This is a genomic window from Klebsiella sp. PCX, from assembly GCF_021869705.1.
Classification (GTDB): Bacteria; Pseudomonadota; Gammaproteobacteria; order Enterobacterales; family Enterobacteriaceae; genus Klebsiella; species Klebsiella quasipneumoniae.
In genome coordinates, this window is record NZ_CP091527.1 from 5,145,952 (window position 1) to 5,169,077 (window position 23,126).

20 protein-coding genes are annotated in these 23,126 nt (G+C 56.2%); 7 read left to right on the plus strand and 13 right to left on the minus strand.

All coding sequences use genetic code 11. The features are described from left to right. Positions 1 to 33 precede the first annotated feature (33 nt). The 6 genes from mnmE (at position 34) to GQR96_RS24665 (ending at position 5,637) form a co-directional block, all read left to right on the plus strand. Positions 34 to 1,398, plus strand: a complete 1,365-nt coding sequence (mnmE, locus tag GQR96_RS24640) for a tRNA uridine-5-carboxymethylaminomethyl(34) synthesis GTPase MnmE (protein WP_004202288.1) — start codon at positions 34 to 36, stop codon at positions 1,396 to 1,398. 118 nt (positions 1,399 to 1,516) lie between these two features. Beyond that, a complete protein-coding gene (locus tag GQR96_RS24645; RefSeq protein ID WP_004202289.1) occupies positions 1,517 to 1,936 on the plus strand; it encodes a GNAT family N-acetyltransferase in 420 nt (139 codons plus the stop codon). Between the two features lie 99 nt (positions 1,937 to 2,035). Then, entirely contained in the window at positions 2,036 to 3,220 is a 1,185-nt protein-coding gene (locus tag GQR96_RS24650) for an MFS transporter (RefSeq protein WP_032456771.1), read from the plus strand. Beyond that, positions 3,189 to 4,148, plus strand: coding sequence for an HTH-type transcriptional regulator YidZ (gene yidZ, locus GQR96_RS24655; protein WP_004202291.1), 960 nt, complete (start codon positions 3,189 to 3,191; stop codon positions 4,146 to 4,148). The genes GQR96_RS24650 and yidZ overlap by 32 nt, the downstream gene beginning before the upstream one ends. 310 nt (positions 4,149 to 4,458) lie before the next feature. Next, positions 4,459 to 5,034 (plus strand): 4'-phosphopantetheinyl transferase family protein, encoded by a 576-nt coding sequence (locus tag GQR96_RS24660; protein ID WP_072140520.1) that lies wholly within the window; start codon positions 4,459 to 4,461, stop codon positions 5,032 to 5,034. Positions 5,035 to 5,070: 36 nt separating this feature from the next. After that, positions 5,071 to 5,637, plus strand: coding sequence for an NADPH-dependent FMN reductase (locus GQR96_RS24665; RefSeq protein ID WP_004202293.1), 567 nt, complete (start codon positions 5,071 to 5,073; stop codon positions 5,635 to 5,637). A 45-nt stretch (positions 5,638 to 5,682) separates the two neighbouring features. Here the strand turns inward: GQR96_RS24665 and GQR96_RS24670 are convergent, their stop codons facing one another. Then, positions 5,683 to 7,020 (minus strand): NCS2 family permease, encoded by a 1,338-nt coding sequence (locus GQR96_RS24670; protein WP_004202294.1) that lies wholly within the window; start codon positions 7,018 to 7,020, stop codon positions 5,683 to 5,685. 169 nt (positions 7,021 to 7,189) lie between these two features. Here GQR96_RS24670 and yieH point away from each other — a divergent pair, with 169 nt between their 5' ends. Beyond that, a complete protein-coding gene (gene yieH, locus GQR96_RS24675) occupies positions 7,190 to 7,855 on the plus strand; it encodes a 6-phosphogluconate phosphatase (protein WP_004202295.1) in 666 nt (221 codons plus the stop codon). A 174-nt stretch (positions 7,856 to 8,029) separates the two neighbouring features. On the opposite strand, the gene GQR96_RS24680 is transcribed toward yieH, so the two are convergent. From GQR96_RS24680 to atpG, 12 genes are all read right to left on the minus strand, one after another. After that, positions 8,030 to 9,196, minus strand: a complete 1,167-nt coding sequence (locus GQR96_RS24680) for an alpha/beta hydrolase-fold protein (protein WP_065878504.1) — start codon at positions 9,194 to 9,196, stop codon at positions 8,030 to 8,032. A gap of 38 nt (positions 9,197 to 9,234) precedes the next feature. Continuing rightward, on the minus strand, positions 9,235 to 10,866 hold the full coding sequence (locus GQR96_RS24685; protein WP_065878506.1) for a carbohydrate porin: 1,632 nt from the start codon (positions 10,864 to 10,866) through the stop codon (positions 9,235 to 9,237). 473 nt (positions 10,867 to 11,339) lie between these two features. Further along, the gene (gene phoU / locus GQR96_RS24690; RefSeq protein WP_004107251.1) at positions 11,340 to 12,065 is read right to left on the minus strand and encodes a phosphate signaling complex protein PhoU; all 726 of its coding nucleotides are present in this window, start codon (positions 12,063 to 12,065) and stop codon (positions 11,340 to 11,342) included. Positions 12,066 to 12,115: 50 nt separating this feature from the next. Continuing rightward, a complete protein-coding gene (pstB, locus tag GQR96_RS24695) occupies positions 12,116 to 12,889 on the minus strand; it encodes a phosphate ABC transporter ATP-binding protein PstB (RefSeq protein ID WP_004145006.1) in 774 nt (257 codons plus the stop codon). A 47-nt stretch (positions 12,890 to 12,936) separates the two neighbouring features. Further along, positions 12,937 to 13,827 carry a phosphate ABC transporter permease PstA gene (pstA, locus tag GQR96_RS24700; protein ID WP_004202301.1) on the minus strand — a complete coding sequence of 297 codons (891 nt, stop codon included), beginning with the start codon at positions 13,825 to 13,827 and terminating at the stop codon, positions 12,937 to 12,939. Next, on the minus strand, positions 13,827 to 14,786 hold the full coding sequence (pstC, locus tag GQR96_RS24705) for a phosphate ABC transporter permease PstC (protein WP_004202302.1): 960 nt from the start codon (positions 14,784 to 14,786) through the stop codon (positions 13,827 to 13,829). The genes pstA and pstC overlap by 1 nt, the downstream gene beginning before the upstream one ends. 128 nt (positions 14,787 to 14,914) lie before the next feature. Beyond that, positions 14,915 to 15,955: a phosphate ABC transporter substrate-binding protein PstS gene (gene pstS / locus GQR96_RS24710; protein ID WP_004150308.1), complete on the minus strand. Its 1,041-nt coding sequence runs from the start codon at positions 15,953 to 15,955 to the stop codon at positions 14,915 to 14,917. A gap of 339 nt (positions 15,956 to 16,294) precedes the next feature. Further along, a complete protein-coding gene (gene glmS / locus GQR96_RS24715) occupies positions 16,295 to 18,124 on the minus strand; it encodes a glutamine--fructose-6-phosphate transaminase (isomerizing) (protein ID WP_032456774.1) in 1,830 nt (609 codons plus the stop codon). 186 nt (positions 18,125 to 18,310) lie between these two features. Then, on the minus strand, positions 18,311 to 19,681 hold the full coding sequence (gene glmU, locus GQR96_RS24720) for a bifunctional UDP-N-acetylglucosamine diphosphorylase/glucosamine-1-phosphate N-acetyltransferase GlmU (RefSeq protein WP_065878508.1): 1,371 nt from the start codon (positions 19,679 to 19,681) through the stop codon (positions 18,311 to 18,313). Positions 19,682 to 20,375: 694 nt separating this feature from the next. After that, positions 20,376 to 20,795, minus strand: a complete 420-nt coding sequence (locus GQR96_RS24725; protein WP_001251971.1) for a F0F1 ATP synthase subunit epsilon — start codon at positions 20,793 to 20,795, stop codon at positions 20,376 to 20,378. A gap of 20 nt (positions 20,796 to 20,815) precedes the next feature. Then, a complete protein-coding gene (gene atpD / locus GQR96_RS24730) occupies positions 20,816 to 22,198 on the minus strand; it encodes a F0F1 ATP synthase subunit beta (RefSeq protein ID WP_004144997.1) in 1,383 nt (460 codons plus the stop codon). 26 nt (positions 22,199 to 22,224) lie between these two features. Further along, on the minus strand, positions 22,225 to 23,088 hold the full coding sequence (atpG, locus tag GQR96_RS24735; protein WP_004144996.1) for a F0F1 ATP synthase subunit gamma: 864 nt from the start codon (positions 23,086 to 23,088) through the stop codon (positions 22,225 to 22,227). Between the last annotated feature and the right edge of the window lie 38 nt (positions 23,089 to 23,126).

Here is a 23,126-nt window from a genome sequence, read left to right on the forward strand (position 1 = left end):
ACCGCCTTTTTTACATCTACATAGAGAGTCACCATGAGCCATAACGACACTATCGTCGCCCAGGCAACCCCACCGGGACGCGGGGGTGTGGGCATCCTGCGCATCTCCGGCCTCAAAGCGCGCGACGTCGCGCAGGCGGTACTCGGCAAGCTGCCGAAACCGCGCTATGCCGACTACCTGCCGTTCAACGACGTTGACGGTACGCCGCTGGATCAGGGGATTGCGCTGTGGTTCCCCGGGCCGAACTCCTTTACCGGGGAAGATGTGCTTGAGCTGCAGGGCCACGGCGGCCCGGTCATTCTCGACCTGCTGCTTAAACGTATTCTGACCCTGCCGGGCCTGCGCATCGCCAGGCCCGGCGAATTCTCTGAGCGCGCGTTCCTTAACGACAAGCTCGACCTGGCGCAGGCAGAGGCCATCGCCGACCTTATCGACGCCAGCTCAGAACAGGCGGCGCGCTCGGCGCTGAACTCACTGCAGGGGGCCTTCTCCGCGCGGGTTAACCACCTTGTGGAAGCGCTCACTCACCTGCGCATCTATGTGGAAGCGGCGATTGATTTTCCGGATGAAGAAATTGATTTCCTCTCCGACGGCAAAATTGAAGCCCAGCTGAACGAGGTGATGGCCGACCTCGACGCCGTCCGCGCCGAAGCCCGTCAGGGCAGTCTGCTGCGCGAAGGGATGAAGGTGGTGATCGCCGGGCGGCCAAATGCCGGTAAATCGAGCCTGCTAAACGCCCTGGCGGGCCGCGAAGCAGCGATCGTCACCGACATCGCCGGCACCACCCGCGACGTGCTGCGCGAGCATATCCATATCGACGGCATGCCGCTGCATATCATTGATACCGCAGGCCTGCGCGACGCCAATGACGAAGTGGAACGTATCGGCATCGAGCGCGCCTGGCAGGAGATTGCCCAGGCCGATCGGGTGCTGTTTATGGTCGATGGCACCACCACCAGCGCCGTTGATCCGGCGGAGATCTGGCCAGATTTTATCGAGCGCCTGCCCGCTAAACTGCCGATTACCGTGGTGCGTAATAAAGCCGATGTCACCGGCGAAGCGCTGGGTATCAGCGAAGTAAATGGCCACTCACTGATCCGCCTGTCGGCACGCACTGGCGAAGGCGTCGAGGTGCTGCGTAACCACCTCAAGCAGAGCATGGGCTTCGATACCAATATGGAAGGCGGCTTCCTCGCCCGCCGTCGCCATCTGCAGGCGCTGGAAGAGGCGGCGGACCATCTGCAGCAGGGCAAAGCCCAGCTGCTGGGCGCCTGGGCCGGCGAGCTGCTGGCGGAAGAGCTGCGTCTCGCGCAGCAGGCGCTGAGCGAGATCACCGGGGAGTTCACCTCCGATGACCTGCTGGGCCGCATCTTCTCCAGCTTCTGTATCGGCAAATAACGTTTAGTCCGTAAATGTTCACTCACCCGCATTAACGCCGCGTTAATGCGGGTTTTTTCTTGCCCTTTGCGGCGCAACGTTCTCTACTTTTATCTCCCCTTAACCACGAGACTAAAGCATGACCGTTGAATATACCGTGATCGAGAAGGTGCCCTCCGCCGAAGCGTTTTGCCACCTGCGAGAGGTAGCGGGTATGTCGCCGCGCCCCCTGGAAGGCGCCAGAGCCGGGCTGCCGCGCAGCTGTTATGGCGTACATATCCTCTGGCAGGAGACGCCTATCGCCATGGGGCGCATCGTCGGCGACGGCGCAATTAATTTCGACATTGTCGACGTCGCCGTCGATCCGGCTCACCAGGGAAAGGGCCTTGGGCGGCTGGTGATGGAGAAGCTGGTTGCCTGGCTGGACGCTAACGCCTTTGACGGCGCCTACGTTACGCTGGTGGCGGATGTTCCGGAGCTGTACGCGAAGTTTGGCTTCGAAAGCGTTCGGCCGGAAAGCGAAGGGATGGCCCGCGTGTGGCGATGCCGGGGCCGCTAGTTCGCGTTTCCTGCCAGGAAAATAGCGTTGTCCAAATGGCAACTCGTCTTGCGGGACGTTCCTCACTATGCTGAACGCCATTCACATCGCGAGGATCTCATGACACGCTTTCTTCTCTGCAGCTTTGCCCTGGTTCTGCTCTATCCCTCCGGCATCGATATGTATCTCGTCGGCCTGCCGCGTATTGCTCAGGATCTGGGAGCCAGCGAGGCGCAATTACATATCGCCTTCTCGGTCTATCTGGCCGGAATGGCCTCCGCGATGCTGTTTGCTGGCCGTATCGCCGACCGCTCGGGGCGTAAGCCTGTCGCCATGGTGGGGGCGGCGATCTTTGTTATCGCCTCCCTGCTCTGCGCGCAGGCGCACACCAGCAGCCACTTCCTTACCGGACGCTTTATCCAGGGGATCGGCGCCGGCTGCTGCTACGTGGTGGCTTTCGCTATTCTGCGCGATACGCTGAACGACCGTCGACGGGCCAAAGTGCTGTCGTTGCTCAACGGCATTACCTGCATCATCCCCGTGCTGGCGCCGGTGCTCGGCCACCTGATCATGCTGAAATACCCGTGGCAGAGTCTGTTCTACACCATGATCGGCATGGGGGTAACAGTGGGTTTGCTGGCGGTATTTATCCTGCGCGAGACGCGTCCGACGGCGCCTGCGCAGACGGCTATGCCGCAGCATGGCGCGGGCGAATCGCTGTTGAACCGCTTTTTCCTCAGCCGCATTCTCATCACCACCCTCAGCGTGACGGCGATCCTCACCTACGTGAACGTCTCGCCGGTACTGATGATGGAGGAGATGGGGTTCGATCGCGGCACCTATTCCATGACGATGGCGCTGATGGCGATGGTCAGCATGGCGGTCTCCTTCTCGACGCCGTTCGCCCTGTCGCTGTTTAAACCACGCACCCTGATGATAACCTCGCAGCTGCTGTTCCTGGCGGCAGGCGTGGCGCTGAGCCTCGCCACCCAGCAGGTCGTCACCCTGGTCGGGCTGGGCATGATTTGCGCCGGCTTCTCCGTCGGCTTCGGCGTCGCAATGAGCCAGGCCCTGGGGCCATTCACGCTGCGCGCCGGTGTCGCCAGCTCGGTCCTCGGCATCGCGCAGGTGTGCGGTTCGTCGCTGTGGATTTGGCTCGCCGCCATCATCGGACTCAGCGCAATGAATATGCTGATCGGGATACTCATTGCCTGTAGCATAGTGAGTCTTGTTCTGCTACTGGTCGCCACCCCGCCGCGGGTTGCGCAACACAATGAAGAAGCCGCTTTCGAGTCTCGATCTTAATTTACTGCTCTGCCTGCAGCTCCTGACCCAGGAGCTCAGCGTCACCCGTACGGCGAAGCGGATGAACGTTTCGCCCTCGGCGGTGAGCAAGTCGCTGGCCAAGCTGCGCGCCTGGTTTGACGATCCGCTGTTTGTCAAAACGCCGCTGGGCCTGGCGCCTACACCGCTGGTCAGCAGCATGGAGCAGGATCTGGCGGACTGGATGCAGATGGGCAACCAGATCCTCGATAAACCGCACCACACCATGCCGAGCGGCCTCAAGTTCGAGCTGGCGGCGGAAACGCCATTGCTGATGATCCTGTTTAACACCCTCTCCCAGCGCATCTATCAGCGCTACCCGCAGGCATTGATTCGTTTGCGCAACTGGGACTACGACTCCCTGGACGCCATCATCCGCGGCGAGGTGGATATCGGCTTCTGCGGACGCGAAAGCCATCCGCAGTCGCGGGAGCTGCTGAGCCTGCTGCCGTGGTATATCGATTTTGATGTGCTGTTCACCGACCTGCCGCAGGTCTGGCTGCGCGCCGATCATCCGGCGCTCAGGGAGGAGTGGGATCTGGCGGCATTCTTACGCTATCCGCATATCACCATCTGCTGGGAACAACGCGATACCTGGGCGCTGGACGACGTGCTGCAGGAGCTGGGGCATAAGCGTAATGTGGCGCTGACCGTGCCGGGGTTTGAGCAATCCCTCTTTATGGCGGCTCAACCGCAGCACACCATGCTGGCCACCGCGCCACGCTACTGCCAGCACTATAATCAGCAGCATCAGCTACCGCTGGTCTCCCGGCCGCTGCCGCTGGAGCCGCAGCATCTTGAAAAGCTTCGCGTCCCCTTCACCTTGCTATGGCATAAACGCAACAGCTACAACCCGAAGCTTGTCTGGCTTAGAGATACGTTGAAAGCGCTCTATTCCGGTACGCTGTAAGCTTTGTTTCGTGTCCGTAGCACCTTATTTGCGCAATAATTTGTAAAATCCAAACAAATTCCCTTTTCAAGGGGGGATTTCGGCATTAAAACCTGTTAATACCAGGCGATAATAGCGCCCGCAGTTTTCATTCAGACCATTACTCACGGAGCGACGTATGGCAACGCATTTTGCACGAGGGATACTCAGTACCGGGGAGCCGCTATCGACACGTTTGTCAGCGGCCTGTCATCAATCCGCACGTCGGCTCCCTGAATACCGGCAAGCCCGCTTTCGCGCTTCGCGGTCGCTGCTCGCCGAACTGCTGTTTATGCTTTACGGCATCGGCGAGCTGCCTGAAATCGTTAACGAAGCCAATGGCCGACCGGTTTTTAGCGATCGTCACCTTCCCCGCTTCTCTATCTCTTATACTGGCAATATCGTTGGCGTAGCGCTGACCACCGAAGGGGATTGTGGCCTCGATATGGAGCTGCAGCGCACTGTCCGCAGCCACGACGCCGACCGGCAAAATTTCAGTAACAATGAGAATCTGTGGGTTAACATTCAGCATGACCCGGACGAAGCGCGCAGCCAACTGGTGGCGCTGCGGCGCAGCGTGCTGAAGCTGACCGGTGAAACATCAACGCAGCTGCAGCTGCTGCCTGGCTCCGGCCGCCTGCGTACCGCCGGCAGCCTGCCGATCGAAGCCGTCTGTGACGCCGAATCGCTGCTGGTGTGGTCGATTGCCGCTACCCCGAATATCGGCCCGCTGAAGGTCTGGGAGTATGACGCAAAGGGAGGCGACTGGCACAGCCTGGCGGACGCTCAGCGGCGCGCGCGCGAGCCGTCAGCCCGCCTGATGCGCTTTACCAGCCTACCCACGGAAAAAACCTTATCCCTCAATTGACCGGTCTTGCCGGCATCATGATCCAAAGGAGCAATCATGTCAGATACCTTGAAAGTGGTTACGTTACTCGGCAGCCTGCGTAAAGGGTCGTTTAATGGAATGGTCGCGCGTACCCTGCCCGGCATCGCGCCGGCGGGCATGGACATCTCCGCGCTGCCGTCTATCGGCGATATTCCGCTGTACGATGCTGATATTCAGGAAGAAGAGGGATTCCCGCAGCGCGTGCAGGAGATTGCGCAACAGATCCGCGAGGCGGATGGCGTGGTGATCGTCACCCCCGAGTATAACTATTCCGTGCCTGGCGGCCTGAAAAACGCCATCGACTGGCTTTCACGCCTGCCAGAGCAGCCGCTGTCCGGCAAGCCGGTGCTGATTCAAACCAGCTCAATGGGCGCCATCGGCGGCGCGCGCTGCCAGTATCATCTGCGGCAGATTCTGGTGTTCCTCGATGCGATGGTAATGAATAAACCGGAATTTATGGGCGGCGTGATCCAGAACAAAGTGGATCCGCAGTCAGGTGAAGTGGTCGATCAGAGCACCCTCGACCATCTGCGCGGCCAGCTGACCGCCTTTGGCGATTATATTAAGCGGGTAAAAGCATAAAAAAAGCCCGGCAGCGATGCCGGGCTTTTTCATCATGCGTGCGGATTAATGTGCATCAATAAAGACAATCTTCAGCACGAACAGCAGCGAGACGATAATTACGCAAGGGCTGAGGTCGCGCAGACGGCCGGTGCCGATCTTCATCACGCAGTAGGAGATAAAGCCCAGGGCGATACCTTCAGTGATCGAGAAGCTAAACGGCATCATCACCGCGGTGATAAACGCCGGTACCGCTTCCGTCAGGTCATCCCACTTCACGCGCGCCAGGCTGGAGGTCATCAGCACGCCGACGTAAATCAGCGCGCCGGCGGCCGCATAGGCCGGAACCATCCCCGCCAGCGGAGAGAGGAAGATAACCAGCAGGAACAGGATACCGACGACAACGGCGGTCAGGCCGGTGCGCCCGCCTACGGAAACGCCGGAGGAGGATTCGATATACGCTGTTACCGATGAGGTGCCGATGAAGGAACCTGCCACCGACGAGACGCTATCGACAAACAGCGCCTGCTTCATGCGCGGGAATTTACCGTTGGCGTCCGCCAGACCCGCTTTATCCGTCACGCCGATCAGCGTCCCGGAGGAGTCAAACAGGTTGACCAGCATAAAGGAGAAGATTACCCCGGCCAGGCCCAGATTCAGGGAGCCCGCCAGATCGACATGACCGATCACCGAAGTCACGCTCGGCGGCGCTGAGACGATACCGGTGTAGTGCACATCCCCCAGCATCCAGCCCAGCAGGGTGGTCACCACGATAGAGACCAGTACCGCGGCATGAATGTTGCGCGACGCCAGAATCGCGATGATAAAGAAGCCCAGCACGCCCAGCAGCACGCTGTGGGAAGTCAGATGACCAATGCTGACCAGCGTTTCCGGGTTAGCGACGATAACCCCGGCGTTCTTCAGGCCCATCATACCGATAAACAGGCCGATCCCGCTGGTGATGCCCACGCGCAGGCTCAGCGGAATATTGGCGATCATCCAGTAGCGTACGCGGAAGATCGTCAGCAGCAGCAGGCCGACGGCGCCCCAGAAAATCGCGCCCATGCCGACCTGCCATGGCAGGCCCATCGCCTGCACCACCACAAAGGCGAAAAAGGCGTTCAGGCCCATCGCCGGCGCCAGAGCAACCGGCAGGTTCGCGAACAGCCCCATCATGATACTGCCGAAAGCGGCAATCAGACAGGTGGTCACAAACACGGCGCTGGTATCCATGCCCGCTACGCCAAGAATTTGTGGGTTAACAAAAACGATATACACCATCGTCAGGAACGTGGTGAAACCGGCGATGGCTTCCGTGCGCACCGTGGTGCCGTGCTCGCGCAGTTTAAATACGCGCTCCAGCAGACCCTGGCCAGAAGACTGGCTGGTTTGTTGTTGACTCATTATCGGTTTCCGAACGTAAGGAGGGAAAATTCGACGCTATCCTATACCAAATTACAGCGCCAGGCGCGGTTGTATGGTAATTTTTTTCATTTATTTTGCTTATACGGCAACGATTGCGTCGCGGCATTGGACATGACGAAAACGTTAAACTTGTTAATATGGAATGGCTATGACTCAACCAGAAGCAGTATTTTTTGACTGTGACGGCACGCTGGTCGACAGCGAGGTAATTTGCTCCCGCGCCTACGTGCACATGTTCCAGGAATTTGGCATTACGCTGGAGCTGGCAGAGATTTTTAAGCGCTTCAAAGGCGTAAAGCTGTACGAAATAATCGACACCATCAACGCCGAGCATGGCGTTAACCTGCAAAAGGCCACCCTGGAGCCGATTTACCGTGCGGAAGTCGCCCGCCTGTTCGATAGCGAACTGGAGGTGATTGCTGGAGCCCAGGCGCTGCTGGATGCGGTAAGCGTCCCGATGTGCGTGGTCTCCAATGGCCCGGTCAGTAAGATGCAACACTCTCTCGGCCGCACCGGCCTGCTGCACCATTTCGCTGACCGGTTGTACAGCGGCTACGATATTCAGCGCTGGAAACCCGATCCGGCGCTGATGTTCCATGCCGCAAAGGCGATGAACGTTAACGTTGAGAACTGCATTCTGGTTGATGATTCCAGTGCAGGTGCACAATCGGGAATAGCCGCCGGCATGGAGGTGTTCTACTTCTGCGCCGATCCGCACAACCCGCCAATCGATCATCCCAAAGTGACAACCTTTACCGATCTGGCTGCGCTGCCGGCATTGTGGAAAGCGCGCGGTTGGGATATCACTCGCTAGCCCCCGGCGTCGCCCGGCCGGGCGACGGTTGGCAGCAAGGGTAGCCCGGTAGCGCTGTGATCTCGCCCAGAACAGGATGGCTGGCGACCGGCTTAACTCATTATCTTCGGACACAAGCACTTTCATCTTGTCTTTCTTCACTCGCGGAAAACGGGGGCTAAACGCCCCCTCCGGCTATTTAAACAGTTTTTGCACAAACTCCGCGTAGGCAGGGCGCCAGACGTCCATTTCATGGTTCAGGCCGGGATAGGCGTGATAGTCAAAGTTGATCTTCTGTTTTTCCAGCTCGCTTTTCAGACCCGCGATGTCTTTGCCGGTCACGGAATCTTTTTCCCCAACGACCACGGTAAAGTTACGCAGCTGTTTATTGATGGCTTCAGGATGTTTCAGCTGTGCTTCCACACCAGCATTCGGCACCGTGGTGGTTGTGACGCCGCTAAACGTGGCGAGCCAGCCAAAGCTCTCCAGATGATTCATTCCGGAGACCAGCGCCTGATAGCCGCCCTGCGACAGCCCGGCGAGCGCCCGGCCATCCGCGTCTTTACGCACATTAAAACGCGCATCAATCAGCGGAATGATATCGTTCATCAGCTCGTTATCAGCCGCCTGCGCATTCAGCGGATAGAAGGTTTTGCGTCGCTCCTGCGGCGGGAAGTTTTCCGCGATGGCTTCCGGGATATCGGTTTCGGTATCCGGGACCACCACCAGCATTGGCTTGATCTTGCCCTCCGCCAGCAGGTTATCCATGATTTGCGGGATCCGCCCCTGATCGATGGCCGACAGGCCGCTGTCGCCAAAGCCATGATAGAAATAGAGCACCGGCAGCGGATCGCCGGTTCCGCTATAACCCGGCGGCGTCCAGACATAGAGACGACGTTCAGCGTTCAGTGCCTTTGAGTGATAGGTAAGGGTGCGCAGATCGCCGTGCGCGACCGCCCGATCGTCAAGAATACTGCCCGGCACCAGAATCAAACTGGTGTTCACCTGGCGCTGCGGCTTCTGATAGCGGCTGCCGGTATCTACCGAGCGGAAGCCATCCACATCGAAATAGTATTCATAGAGATTGGGCTTCATCGGCTCGCTTTTCCATGTCCAGACTCCGTCCGCTGCCTTGGTCATGTCGTGCGAGACAAAGGTGTCCGGCGTGGCGCCGGTGACTACCGAAACCCGCCGGGCATCAGGGGCAAACAGGCGGTAAGTGATACTTTTATCCGCGTTAACCTGAGTGATAAAGTGGCTCACCGGCAGGGAGGGGTCCGGCACCGCGGGCAACGGTGCCGCCTGAATGGTGAACGCCGCGCCCGCCAGCGCCAGGGCGAAATAAATTGCATGTCGTTTCATCGTTATTCCTCTTATGTTGTGTCCGTTCTGTTATCGTCTCACCACCAGATTTCCGCCTGCGCCCCTACGGCAAACTGATCGTTTTTACCGTCTTCAAAAATGCTGGTGGTGTTATTCGCGGCCTTATCCAGGTCGATATCCTTCGCTTTAATATAGGTGGCATAGAAGCGAATTTCCGGGCGCGAGGTCAGCATACTGGTATTAACTTTGAAGGTATGGAACAGCGTGGTCTTATAGCCGGACTCGTTATATTTTTTGCCGGTAACATCTTTGTTTTGCTGCTTGAAGTACCCCAGTTCGACGCCGGTCTGGTTATATTTATTCCAGATATAAGCCGGTCGCAGGACCGTACGGATGGATTCAAAATCGGAGTGAGCCCCGGTCTCGTAGCTGTAAACGTCGTTACCAAAAGAGTAAACGATGGCATTCGCCATAATAATGTCATCACGTAAATAGGTTTCCCCTTGCGAGGTTAAGCGCACGGCGGTGCCATTGGTATGGTCGCCATAATAGCGGCCGTTAAAGGTTGTATAGGGGCTGGATCCGGCATAGCGCGAGAAGCTGCTGGCAATGGAGTTATTCGCCAGTAAGAAAGAGAATTCGTTAAAGCCGCCGTTAGCAAATTTTTGCGTTAACGAGGTGCCGGCCATCCAGGTATCTTTCCATGGATAATAGCCTTCATTGCCCTCTTTATATTTCTCAGAAGAACTTTGGTTGGCAGCGACATAGCGTCCGCTGACCATCAGGCTGGCTTTATCCCACAGCGGGATCTCTTTGTAACGGATATCAAGGGTATTGGTGTTTATTTGCTGCTTATTGCTCAAGGAACGATCGTAGTCATCAACATCTTCCCGCACCAGCGCGATATCGAATTTCCCGACGCCAACCTGCCAGTTTTCCAGCCCCACGCCAGCCGCCGCATCGGTTCTCTGCGTTTTCCAGTCCAGCATCTGGATCTCGATTTTTGGCGCACCGTGTTTGCCGACCCAGAAATCGGCCTCCGGGGCAAACGGCAGGAATCCTTTGGTGTTAACGTACATATCCGAGAATTGGATGTAGTTTTCGCCGCCGGCATTGTCGCCAAACCAGCCAGTGGAATACTGCTGGCCAACGTTCCCGTCGAGCATCACGATGGCGTCGACGCGTTTATCGCCTTCCTGAAACACCCGCTGCTTCAGCTGCAGATCGAACCAGCCGGAATATTCATTGCCCAGACGGCCAAGCGAGCCGATGGCCCACGATTTTGGCGAGCCATGCGAGGCGGTTCCCCAGCCCGAGCGGAAGTAGCCGTTATAGCTAAAGCCAATTTCATCTTTGACGAACCTGCTAAAATCTTTCAGCGTCATCGCGCTGTAGGCTGGTGCACTGTCTGTAGCAGATTGTTGATTTTTGACCAGTACCGCATCCGGTTTCACCGCTGCTTTCGGTCCGGCTGCCGCCGCGACGTTGCGCTTCTGGCTCTCTGCAGGCGGAGACCATGAGGCCCAAATCTGGTCTCTTTTTCTCTCCTGGTCTTGATATTTTTTGAGCTCTTTTTGCGTATCGCTGAGCGCTTTTTCCAGCAACTCAAGCCGTTGCTCTACCGTCAGCTGGCTCGCGATCAGGGAGGTTGAATAACAAAGCGGCGCCAGCAAGGCTATCGCCGAAGCGATCCTGGTTTTTCTCATCATAATATTCCCTTATATAAGTATTGGCATTAATAAAAACGACAGCGACAAGCATCGCGCGGGTTCAAATAGCTTTATCCATACCGCTTAAGGGCGCGGGGACTGTTATTTTTGCGCCTGGAAAAAAGCAAAAAAAACCGAAGAAGACGATCTGCCTTAACAGATAATCCTCTTCAGGTTTTGCCCGCGCATCGCGGTAGCAACCCTTATTAAGTCATTCTTCGCACGCATAAAAAAACCTGATATCGCCGCCGTGGGGGCAATATCAGGTTTTGCCTGCTGTCGCAGTAACAATCCGTTTAAAACATTCTGAGCTTGCGCGCTCAGTCAGTGGATGCTGATTATTACGCGATAAAATGAAGAACTCAAACGGGCAGCCTGTTAATTGTGACGATAATCTCAGCAATATCGCTGCCGGTGGAGGAATCATATCTAATTCTGATAAATCCATTCATCAGAATTAGACAAAATGATTATTACTCTTTCGGATCTTTACCAGCGAGCAATTTATCCAGTTCATCGCCGCCCACATGACGGAAATCCTGGCCTTTGACGAAGTAGAAAATATATTCGCAGATATTCTGGCAGCGGTCGCCGATACGCTCGATGGAGCGCGCGCAGAACAGCGCCGTCAGGACGCTGGGGATAGTGCGCGAGTCTTCCATCATGTAGGTCATCAGCTGACGTACGATGCCTTCATATTCCTGGTCGACTTTCTTGTCTTCGCGATAGATACGTACCGCCTCGTCGAGATCCATACGCGCGAAGGCATCCAGCACGTCATGCAGCATCTGCACCGTATGGCGGCCCAGCGATTCAAGGCTCACCAGCAGCGGCTGATGCTGCTGGGAAAACTTCTCCAGCGCGGTACGGCAGATTTTATCCGCCACATCGCCAATGCGTTCCAGCTCAGCGATAGTCTTGATGATCGCCATCACCAGGCGCAGGTCGCTGGCGGTCGGCTGGCGCTTGGCGATGATGCGCACGCAGGCTTCATCGATCGCCACTTCCATCATGTTGACCTGTTTGTCGCCGTCAATCACGCGTTTCGCCAGTTCGCTGTCCTGGTTATGCATTGCGGTGATCGCATCAGAAAGCTGTTGCTCCACCAGCCCCCCCATGGTCATCACCTGGGTGCGGATATACTCCAGTTCAGCGTTGAACTGGCCGGAAATATGTTTGTTAAGATTTAGGTTGTCCATGGTGTCTCCTGATTGCCCAACTGGTGAGAGCCTGAAAGCACAAGGGCAAATCAACCGTAGCGGCCAGTAATATAATCTTCAGTTTGTTTCTTCGCGGGCTTGGTGAACAGATCATCCGTATTGCTGAACTCAATCAGCTCGCCAAGATACATAAATGCCGTATGGTCGGAGCAACGCGCAGCCTGCTGCATGTTGTGAGTCACGATAACGACGGTGTAGTCCTGTTTCAGCTCGGTGATCAGTTCTTCGATACGCCCGGTGGAGATCGGGTCCAGCGCGGAGCACGGCTCATCAAGCAGCAGCACTTCCGGGCGGATCGCGATACCGCGGGCAATACACAGACGCTGCTGCTGACCACCGGAGAGAGAATACCCGCTCTGGTGCAGTTTATCTTTGGTTTCGTTCCATAATGCGGCTTTGGTCAGCGCCCACTGCACGCGCTCGTCCATATCGGCACGGGACAGTTTTTCAAACAGGCGCACCCCGAAAGCGATGTTGTCGTAAATGGACATCGGGAACGGCGTTGGCTTCTGGAACACCATGCCAACCTTAGCGCGCAGCAGGGCGATATCCTGGGTGTTAGTCAGAATATTGTCGCCATCCAGTAGGATCTCACCTTCCGCACGCTGCTCTGGATACAGTTCAAACATTTTGTTGAACGTGCGCAGCAGGGTGGATTTACCACAGCCTGACGGACCGATAAACGCCGTTACCTGGTTTTTGGTGATATCCAGGTTGATGTTCTTCAGGGCATGGAATTTGCCGTAGTAGAAGTTCAGGTTACGAACTGAAATCTTACCCGGAGCTGTATTCACCATACTCATCTCAATCTCTTCCTCATTCAGCGCAGCCGTGGCTGCGCCGCAAAAAATTAACCGTGTTTCTTCTTGGCGAAGATAACGCGCGCCAGGATGTTCAGCAGCAAGACGCACAGGGTGATAATCAATACCCCGGCCCATGCCAGTTGCTGCCACTCCGCAAACGGACTCATGGCAAATTTGAAAATGGTCACCGGCAGGTTGGCAATCGGCTGCATCATGTCGGTGCTCCAGAACTGGTTAGACAACGCGGTGAACAGCAAGGGCGCCGTTTCCCCAGCGATACGGGCGATAGCCAGCAGGATCCCGGTCATAATCCCTGAGACGGAGGCTTTCAGGGTGATCGCCGAGATCATCTTCCACTTCGGCGTCCCCAGCGCATAGGCCGCTTCACGCAGGCTATCCGGCACCAGTTTCAGCATGTTTTCGGTGGTACGAATAACGATAGGCACCTGCAGCAGCGCCAGGGCGATAACGCCCGCCCAGCCGGAGAAATGCTGCATCTGCGCCACCACGATGGTGTAGACGAACAGGCCGACCACGATAGACGGCGCGGAAAGCAGAATATCGTTGATAAAGCGGATAATTTCAGCCAGCACCGACTTGCGGCCATACTCCGCCAAATAAATTCCGGCGAGGATACCCAGCGGCGTACCAAAGACGGTTGCCCACAGGATCAGCAGGCCGCTGCCGGCGAGGGCATTGGCCAGACCACCGCCCGCGGTATTCGGCGGCGGCGTCATTTCGGTAAACAGCGCCAGACTCATGCCGTCGAAGCCGCGGGTTATCGTCGCCATCAGGATCCAGATAAGCCAGAACAAACCAAACGCCATGGTGGCCATCGACAGCGCCAGAGCGATACGGTTCTTCATGCGGCGTTTGGCCTGCATCTTGCGGCGGGACTCCGCCAGCTCGGCGGTGCTTTGCATTTCAATGGTCGCCATTAGCGTGCCCCCTCATTCTTCGCGAGGCGCATAATCATAAACTTCGACGCCGCCAGAACGATAAAGGTGATAACGAACAGGATCAGGCCCAGCTCCATTAGCGCCGCCACGTGCAGGCCGGTTTCCGCTTCGGCGAATTCGTTGGCCAGCGCGGAGGTAATGCTGTTCCCCGGCATATACAGCGATATGCTGTCGAGCTGGTAGGTGTTGCCGATGATAAAGGTGACCGCCATGGTTTCACCCAGCGCACGGCCCAGACCGAGCATCACGCCGCCGATCACCCCGTTTTTGGTGAACGGTAAAACGATGCGCCAGATCACTTCCCAGGTGGTGCAGCCGATGCCATAGGCCGACTCTTTCATCATCACCGGCGTCTGTTCGAAAACATCGCGCATGACCGCGGCGATATAAGGGATGATCATGATGGCCAGAATGACGCCAGCGGCGAGAATGCCAATCCCAAACGCCGGACCGGCAAACAGCGCGCCGACGAACGGGATGGTCGACAGGACGTTCCCCACCGGCTCCTGAAAGTAAGTCGCAAACAGCGGGGCGAAAATAAACAAGCCCCACATGCCGTACACGATACTCGGGATTGCCGCCAGCAGCTCAATCGCAATGCCCAATGGGCGCTTGAGCCAGGCGGGGGACAGTTCAGTCAGAAACAGCGCGATGCCGAAGCTCACCGGGACGGCGATCAGCAGCGCGATAAAGGAGGTCACCAGAGTTCCGTAGATCGGCACCAGCGCGCCGAAGATTTCGTTGGGCGCATCCCACTCTTTGGTCCACAAAAAGGCAAAGCCAAACTTTTGAATGCTCGGCCAGGAAGAGATGATCAGGGAAACGATGATGCCGCCCAGCATCAATAGCACAATCAGCGCAGCCAGTTTTACCAGCGCACTGAAAATTATGTCACCCTTTTTCCCCGGAGGGGTAAATGCAGGCTTGGTTGCAGCCATAGATTACTCTTTACGTATTAAAACTTGTTCGAATAAATGCCCGGTGGCGTTGGCTCCCGGGCCTACAGTCTGAACCGTAGGGCGGGCAGCGCCTGAACGCCCCCGCCATCTTCGTCAAAAATCTACTGTTAGTACAGCGCTTTACCGCTGCTGTCTTTGACGTTGGTTTTCCATGCCGCACGAACCTGCTCTACCACGCTTTCCGGCAGCGTCGCGTAATCCAGCGCATTGGCTTCTTTCCCGCCGTTTTTATACGCCCAGTCAAAGAACTTCAGCACTTCTGCGGTCTGCTCAGGCTTGTTCGTCGCCTTATGCACCAGGATGAAGGTGGTTGAGGTGATCGGCCATGCGTTTTCACCTTTCTGGTTAGTCAGGTCCTGAGCGAAAGACTTGCTCCAGTCAACGCCTTTTGCGGCGTTAGCGAAGTTGTCTTCAGTCGGGCTAACCGGCTTGCCGTCGGCAGAGACCAGTTTGGTGTACGCCAGGTTGTTTTGCTTGGCGTAAGCGTATTCGACGTAACCAATCGAGCCCGGCAGACGCTGAACAAAAGCGGCGATACCGTCGTTGCCTTTACCGCCCAGACCGGTTGGCCAGTTAACGGTAGAGCCTGCGCCGATTTTCGATTTCCACTCTTCATTCACTTTGGACAGGTAGCTGGTGAAGACGAAGGAGGTACCGGAACCATCGGCGCGGCGAACCACGGCGATATTCTGCGACGGCAGCTTCAGACCCGGGTTGAGCTTAGCGATCGCTTCGTCATCCCATTTTTTAATTTTACCCAGGTAGATATCGCCGAGGGTTTTGCCATCCAGCACCAGCTCGCCGGATTTCACGCCAGGCAGGTTAACCGCCAGCACCACGCCGCCAATCACGGTCGGGAACTGGAACAGGCCTTCCTGGGTCAGTTTGTCATCAGCCAGCGGAGCATCAGAAGCACCGAAATCCACGGTGTTGGCAATAATCTGTTTAACGCCACCAGAGGAACCAATACCCTGGTAGTTCACTTTATTGCCAGTTTCTTTCTGATAGGTGTCAGCCCATTTGGCATACACCGGCGCAGGAAAAGTTGCACCTGCGCCAGTCAGGCTTGCTGCTGCGAAAGCAGAGAAAGCGCTCATCGATAAGGTCGCGGCGACAACTGTTGCGACGGTGGTACGCATAACGTTCATAATGTCTCCTGCTGGGATTCGTAAATCATTGTTTCGAGGCTATGGTGAGCAAAATAGGTCAAAGAGGTGACAGTAAAATGTACGAATTATGACAGTTTTATGACACGCCGGGAGGGGGGATTTCACGTCAAATAATACGCTTATAACTCAAATGGTTATCTACTAGCATGACCACACAATGACAGAATAATTTTCTTTTTATGACAGCGAAATCGCAGAGCAAAACGATCGTTTGTCATCTATCGCCTCCCCAGATATTGCGCACAAGATCGGCGAAAAACAGCAGGTAAAAATAAAAAAGGGCCGCCGCCGGCAGCCCTTTGCAAAAGAGATAATACGTTACTCAACCGTGACCGATTTCGCCAGGTTACGCGGCTGATCAACGTCAGTGCCTTTGATCAGCGCAACGTGATAAGCCAGCAGCTGCAGCGGTACGGTGTAGAAGATAGGCGCGATGCTCTCTTCGACATGCGGCATCTCAATGATGTGCATGTTGTCGCTGCCGTTGAAGCCGGCGTCACCGTCGGCGAAAACGTACAGCTCACCGCCGCGGGCGCGAACCTCTTCGATGTTGGATTTCAGTTTTTCCAGCAGCTCATTGTTCGGCGCCACTACGATCACCGGCATTTCCGCATCAATCAGCGCCAGCGGGCCGTGCTTAAGCTCGCCTGCCGCGTAGGCTTCCGCGTGAATATAGGAGATCTCTTTCAGCTTCAGCGCCCCTTCCATAGCGATCGGGTACTGATCGCCACGGCCAAGGAACAGCGCATGATGCTTATCAGAGAAACGCTCTGCCAGCTGCTCAATACGCTTGTCCTGGGAGAGCATCTGCTCAATACGGTTCGGCAGCGCCTGCAGGCCGTGGACGATATCATGCTCAATGGACGCATCCTGGCCTTTCAATCGCGCCAGTTTCGCCACCAGCATCAGCAGCACCGTCAGCTGAGTGGTAAAGGCCTTGGTCGAGGCCACACCAATTTCCGTTCCGGCTTTGGTCATCAGCGCCAGATCGGATTCACGCACCAGCGACGAGCCCGGCACGTTGCAGATGGCCAGCGAGCCGAGATAGCCCAGCTCTTTCGACAAACGCAGCGCCGCCAGGGTATCGGCGGTTTCACCAGACTGGGAAAGGGTGATCATCAGGCTGTTACGACGCACCGCAGACTTCCGATAGCGGAATTCGGAGGCGATTTCCACATCGCACGGCACGCCGGCTAACGCCTCGAACCAGTAGCGGGAAACCATCCCGGAGTTATAGGAGGTCCCGCAGGCAACAATCTGAATATGTTCAACCTGAGCCAGCATTTCATTGGCGTTCGGTCCCAGCTCGCTGAGATCGACTTCGCCGTGGCTGATTCGCCCGGTCAGGGTGTTCTTAATCGCATTCGGCTGTTCGAAAATCTCTTTCTGCATATAGTGGCGATAGATACCTTTATCGCCGGCATCATATTGCAGATTGGATTCGATCTCCTGGCGCTTCACTTGCGCAGCGGATTTATCGAAAATCACTACCGAGCGACGAGTCACTTCCGCAATGTCGCCTTCTTCAAGGAAGATGAAGCGGCGGGTAACCGGCAGCAGCGCCAGCTGGTCGGAGGCGATAAAGTTTTCCCCCATGCCCAGACCGATAACCAGCGGGCTACCGGAGCGGGCCGCCAGCAGGGTACCCGGGTCGCGGGTATCCATGATCACGGTGCCGTAAGCGCCGCGCAGCTGCGGGATGGCGCGCAGCACGGCTTCACGCAAGGTTCCACCTTGTTCCAGCTCCCAGTGCACCAGATGGGCGATAACTTCGGTATCGGTCTCAGTGACGAAGACATAGCCGCGAGACTGCAGCAATGCGCGCAGCGGCTCGTGGTTTTCGATGATCCCGTTATGGACCACCACAATGTGTTCAGAAACATGCGGATGCGCATTGCTCTCAGACGGTTCGCCGTGCGTCGCCCAGCGAGTATGGGCGATCCCGGTACCACCGTGTAACGGTTGCTCTTCGACCGCCTGAGCCAGCATCTGTACCTTACCCAGGCGACGCACGCGGGTCATATGACCTTCGCTGTCGACTACCGCCAGACCGGCAGAGTCATAGCCACGGTATTCCAGACGACGTAAACCTTCGAGAAGGATTTCAGCAATATCACGCTGCGCGACTGCGCCAACAATTCCACACATAGTTAAATTTCCTGATAATGGCGATATGCCATGCGTTGTCGCTGACCTGTATTTGCCCGTTTTCCGGGCGCCCCGAGCCTTGTAGAGAGTGGGGTTATTGTTATGGTACTGCCTGCGGACGGGGATCTATGTTGACCCTCTCATCCTGGTTCGCCGGGCGTTGTACACCCCCGGCGACAATTCTGTTCATTTTTTCTTCACCGGACGCTGCCAGCCCTGCTTATGGACCTGCGGCACGCGGCTCAACACCAGTTCGTTATCGGCGATATTGCGTGTGACGGTGGTGCCGGCGGCGATAGTGACGCCGTTGCCTACCGTAACCGGGGCCACCAGCTGGGTGTCCGAGCCGACAAAGACATCGTCGCCAATAATCGTTTTATGTTTATTCGCGCCATCATAGTTGCAGGTGATGGTGCCCGCGCCGATATTGACGTTATCACCGATCTCCGCATCGCCCAGATAGGTCAGATGACCCGCCTTGGAGCCTTTGCCGAGACGCGCTTTTTTCATTTCCACGAAGTTGCCAACGTGGGCGCCTTCCAGCAGTTCGGCGCCCGGGCGCAGACGGGCAAATGGGCCGATGGTGCAGGCCGCCTGCAGCTGGGCATCTTCCACCACGCTGTAGGGGCTGATTTCGCAATCATCGCCGATGGTGCTGTTTTTGATCACGCAGCCGGCGCCGATTTTCACACGATCGCCCAACACCACGTTGCCTTCCAGAATAACGTTAGTATCGATCTCTACATCGCGCCCGTGCTGCAGCGTACCGCGCAGATCGAAACGCGCCGGATCGCGCAGCATCACTCCCGCCAGCAGCAGCTTTTCCGCTTGCTCAGCCTGGTAGACGCGCTCCAGGCGCGCAAGCTGCAAGCGGTTGTTGACGCCTTCGACTTCGCTCAGGCGCTGGGGATGCACGGCAACGATCTCGCGACCTTCCTGATGCGCCATGGCGATGATATCGGTGATGTAGTATTCGCCCTGGGCGTTGTTATTGGTGAGATTCGCCAGCCAGCGCTTGAGGTCCGCTCCGCCGGCGATCAGGATCCCAGTGTTAATTTCCTGAATCTGGCGCTGCGCCTCGCTGGCATCTTTGTGCTCAACGATGCCCGTCACCTGGCCATTTTCACGGGTAATGCGGCCGTAGCCGGTTGGATCATCCAGCTTCACGGTCAGCAGACCAATCCCGCCCTGCGGCTTCGCGGCGCGCAGGCGCTGTAGCGTCTCGACGGAGATCAGCGGCACATCGCCGTAGAGCATCAGGATGTCTTCATCATCATTGAAGAACGGCGCCGCCTGCTGCATGGCGTGCCCGGTTCCAAGCTGCTCGGCCTGCAGCACCCAGTTCAGGTTGTCTTCATGCAGCGTCTGACGCAGCAGATCGCCACCGTGGCCATACACCAGGTGTACCACACATGCGCCTAAATCGTTAGCGGCATCAATGACATGCTGCACCATTGGCTTCCCGGCCAGGGTATGCAGCACCTTAGGAAGATCGGAATACATGCGGGTCCCTTTGCCTGCGGCAAGGATAACCACGCTCATCGCACTATTTGACATACTCATCCTGACGGTAGTTAGAACGAAAAGTAAAAGCCTTTCACGTTGAAATTTCTACATATTTTTCATCATAAAACGAGACGTGGAGAAAACGTCCAGGCTCACTGCTATACACCATTTTATGACGCTATTTTTAACCACTGCAAATCAGTTTAACGCTGAAAAAGGAGGGCAGGGAGGATAATCATTGACTATCTCACTGCTTTTGCTGTTTTTTCGCCACCTGAATAAAGCCGCTGCGGAAAGCGATTTTCAGTACCCACAGCGGGAAGAACCAGGATAATCGTCGCCAGTCGCTGGCGGGGGAGGGCGGCAAAGTGATTGATGTAGCGATAAAAAACGAAAGGCCACCGTCAGGTGACCTTCTTTGCCCGGTTTCACATCGCCAGTGTTGTCGTTTTCATGGGCGATACGTCGTGTCAGCGGGGGGATAGCGCGGAGCTTAGAAGCTCAGGACGCTAAATTTAGCGATGATTTTATGGAACAGTTTCATGATGATTTCCTGACGCAGGTGCAGTTTGATAACGCTATTTTATGTGATATGCATCACATAAAATAGAGTCTACGCTTCATCATTTAACTAATCAATAACAATTAAGGGTGAATTCTGTTTTCACTTCATCCGCTCGTCAGCAGCTGGGCATAAAAAAAGCCAGCCTGGAAACCAGACTGGCTTTTTACGTTCAAGCCGGTGTTACATCGCTTTTTTGGTCAACTCGATAACGCGCAGTTTAGCGATCGCTTTGGCCAGTTCCGCAGACGCCTGAGCGTAATCCACATCGCCGTGAGAGCTCTTAATGTGCTCTTCCGCTTTGCGTTTCGCTTCCAGCGCTCGCGCTTCGTCGAGGTCCTGACCACGAATTGCGGTATCCGCCAGGACGGTCACGCTGCCAGGCTGCACTTCAAGAATGCCGCCGGACAGATAGATAAACTCTTCATGACCGTGCTGTTTAACGATGCGAATCATACCAGGCTTAATGGCGGTGAGCAGCGGTGCGTGTCCCGGGTAAATACCCAGTTCACCTTCGCTACCCGTTACCTGGATTTTTTCGACCAGACCAGAGAACATTTGTTGCTCTGCGCTGACGACGTCCAGGTGGTAAGTCATTGCCATATCACCCTCCGATTAAGGCGTTAAAGTTTTTTGGCTTTTTCCACGGCTTCGTCGATGGAACCGACCATGTAGAACGCCTGCTCTGGCAGGTGATCGTATTCGCCTTCCATGATGCCTTTAAAGCCACGGATGGTGTCTTTCAGCGCCACGTATTTGCCCGGAGAACCGGTAAAGACTTCAGCCACGAAGAACGGCTGGGACAGGAAGCGCTGGATCTTACGTGCGCGAGCTACCACCAGTTTGTCTTCTTCAGACAGTTCGTCCATACCGAGGATGGCGATGATGTCTTTCAGTTCCTGATAACGCTGCAGGATGGACTGCACGCCACGCGCGGTGTCGTAGTGTTCCTGACCAACAACCAGCGGATCCAGCTGACGGCTGGTGGAGTCCAGCGGGTCAACAGCCGGGTAGATACCCAGGGAAGCGATCTGACGGCTCAGTACTACGGTTGCATCTAAGTGAGCAAAGGTAGTGGCTGGGGATGGGTCAGTTAAGTCATCCGCCGGTACGTATACCGCCTGTACGGAGGTGATAGAACCGGTTTTGGTGGAGGTGATACGTTCCTGCAGAACGCCCATCTCTTCCGCCAGGGTCGGCTGATAACCTACCGCTGAAGGCATACGACCCAGCAGTGCGGATACTTCCGTACCGGCCAGGGTGTAACGATAGATGTTATCGACGAACAGCAGTACGTCACGACCTTCGTCACGGAATTTCTCAGCCATGGTCAGGCCGGTCAGCGCAACGCGCAGACGGTTTCCCGGCGGCTCGTTCATCTGGCCGTACACCAGGGATACTTTATCGATAACGTTGGAATCGGTCATTTCGTGGTAGAAGTCGTTACCCTCACGAGTACGCTCACCTACGCCCGCAAACACGGAGTAACCGGAGTGCTCGATCGCGATGTTACGGATCAGCTCCATCATGTTTACGGTTTTACCGACACCCGCACCACCGAACAGACCGACTTTACCGCCCTTCGCGAACGGACACATCAGGTCGATAACTTTGATGCCGGTTTCCAGCAGTTCCTGAGAGCTGGACAGCTCTTCATAGGACGGTGCTGCGCGGTGGATAGCCCAACGCTCTTCTTCGCCGATGTCGCCTTTCATGTCGACCGGTTGACCCAGTACGTTCATGATACGACCCAGCGTAGCTTTACCAACCGGGACTTCGATCGGGTGCTCGAGGTCTTTTACATCCAGACCGCGGCGCAGACCATCGGAAGAACCCATGGCGATGGTACGCACGATACCGCCGCCCAGCTGCTGCTGAACTTCCAGCACCAGAACTTCATTACCATTCTGTACCTCAAGGGCTTCGTACACGCGTGGTACGGCATCCTGAGGGAACTCGACGTCGACCACGGCGCCGATTACCTGGACAATCTTTCCAGTAGCCATCTTAAATCCTCTACGAAATAACCTGGTTAAACCGCGGCGGCCCCCGAGACGATCTCGGTGAGTTCCTGAGTAATGCTGGCCTGACGAGCTTTGTTGTATACCAACTGCAGCTCTTTAATCAGGCTGCCGCCATTATCGGTCGCGGCTTTCATCGCCACCATACGGGCGGCCTGCTCGCTGGCCAGGTTTTCAACCACGCCCTGATAAACCTGAGATTCGACGTAGCGGCGCAGGAGGGTATCCAGCAGCGCTTTCGGATCGGGCTCATACAGGTAATCCCAGGATTTACGTTTCAGATCAGCGTCTTCTGATGCCGGTAACGGCAGCAGCTGAGTGATCGTCGGAACCTGAGACATGGTGTTAATAAATTTGTTGCTGACAACGTACAGCTTGTCCAGACGGCCTTCATCATAGGCCTGCAACATCACTTTTACCGGGCCGATCAGTTCGGACAGGGATGGGTTATCCCCCATACCGGTCACCTGTGCAACAACGTTGCCGCCAACGGAGTTAAAGAAAGAGACGCCCTTAGAGCCGATCATTGCGAGGTCGCACTGAACGCCTTTATCGGACCATGCTTTCATTTCCGCCAGCAGTTTCTTGAACAGGTTAATGTTCAAGCCGCCGCACAAACCACGGTCGGTCGACACCACCAGGTAGCCCACGCGCTTAACGTCGCGTTCTTCCAGGTAAGGGTGCTTATATTCCAGATTACCGTTCGCAAGGTGACCAATCACTTTGCGCATAGTATCTGCGTAAGGACGGCTGGCCGCCATGCGCTCCTGCGATTTACGCATTTTGGAAGCGGCGACCATCTCCATCGCTTTAGTGATCTTTTGCGTGTTCTGGACGCTTGCGATCTTACTACGTATCTCTTTTGCGCCGGCCATGAGCTTCTCCTCAATGCCTTGCGGCCTGCCCTAAGACA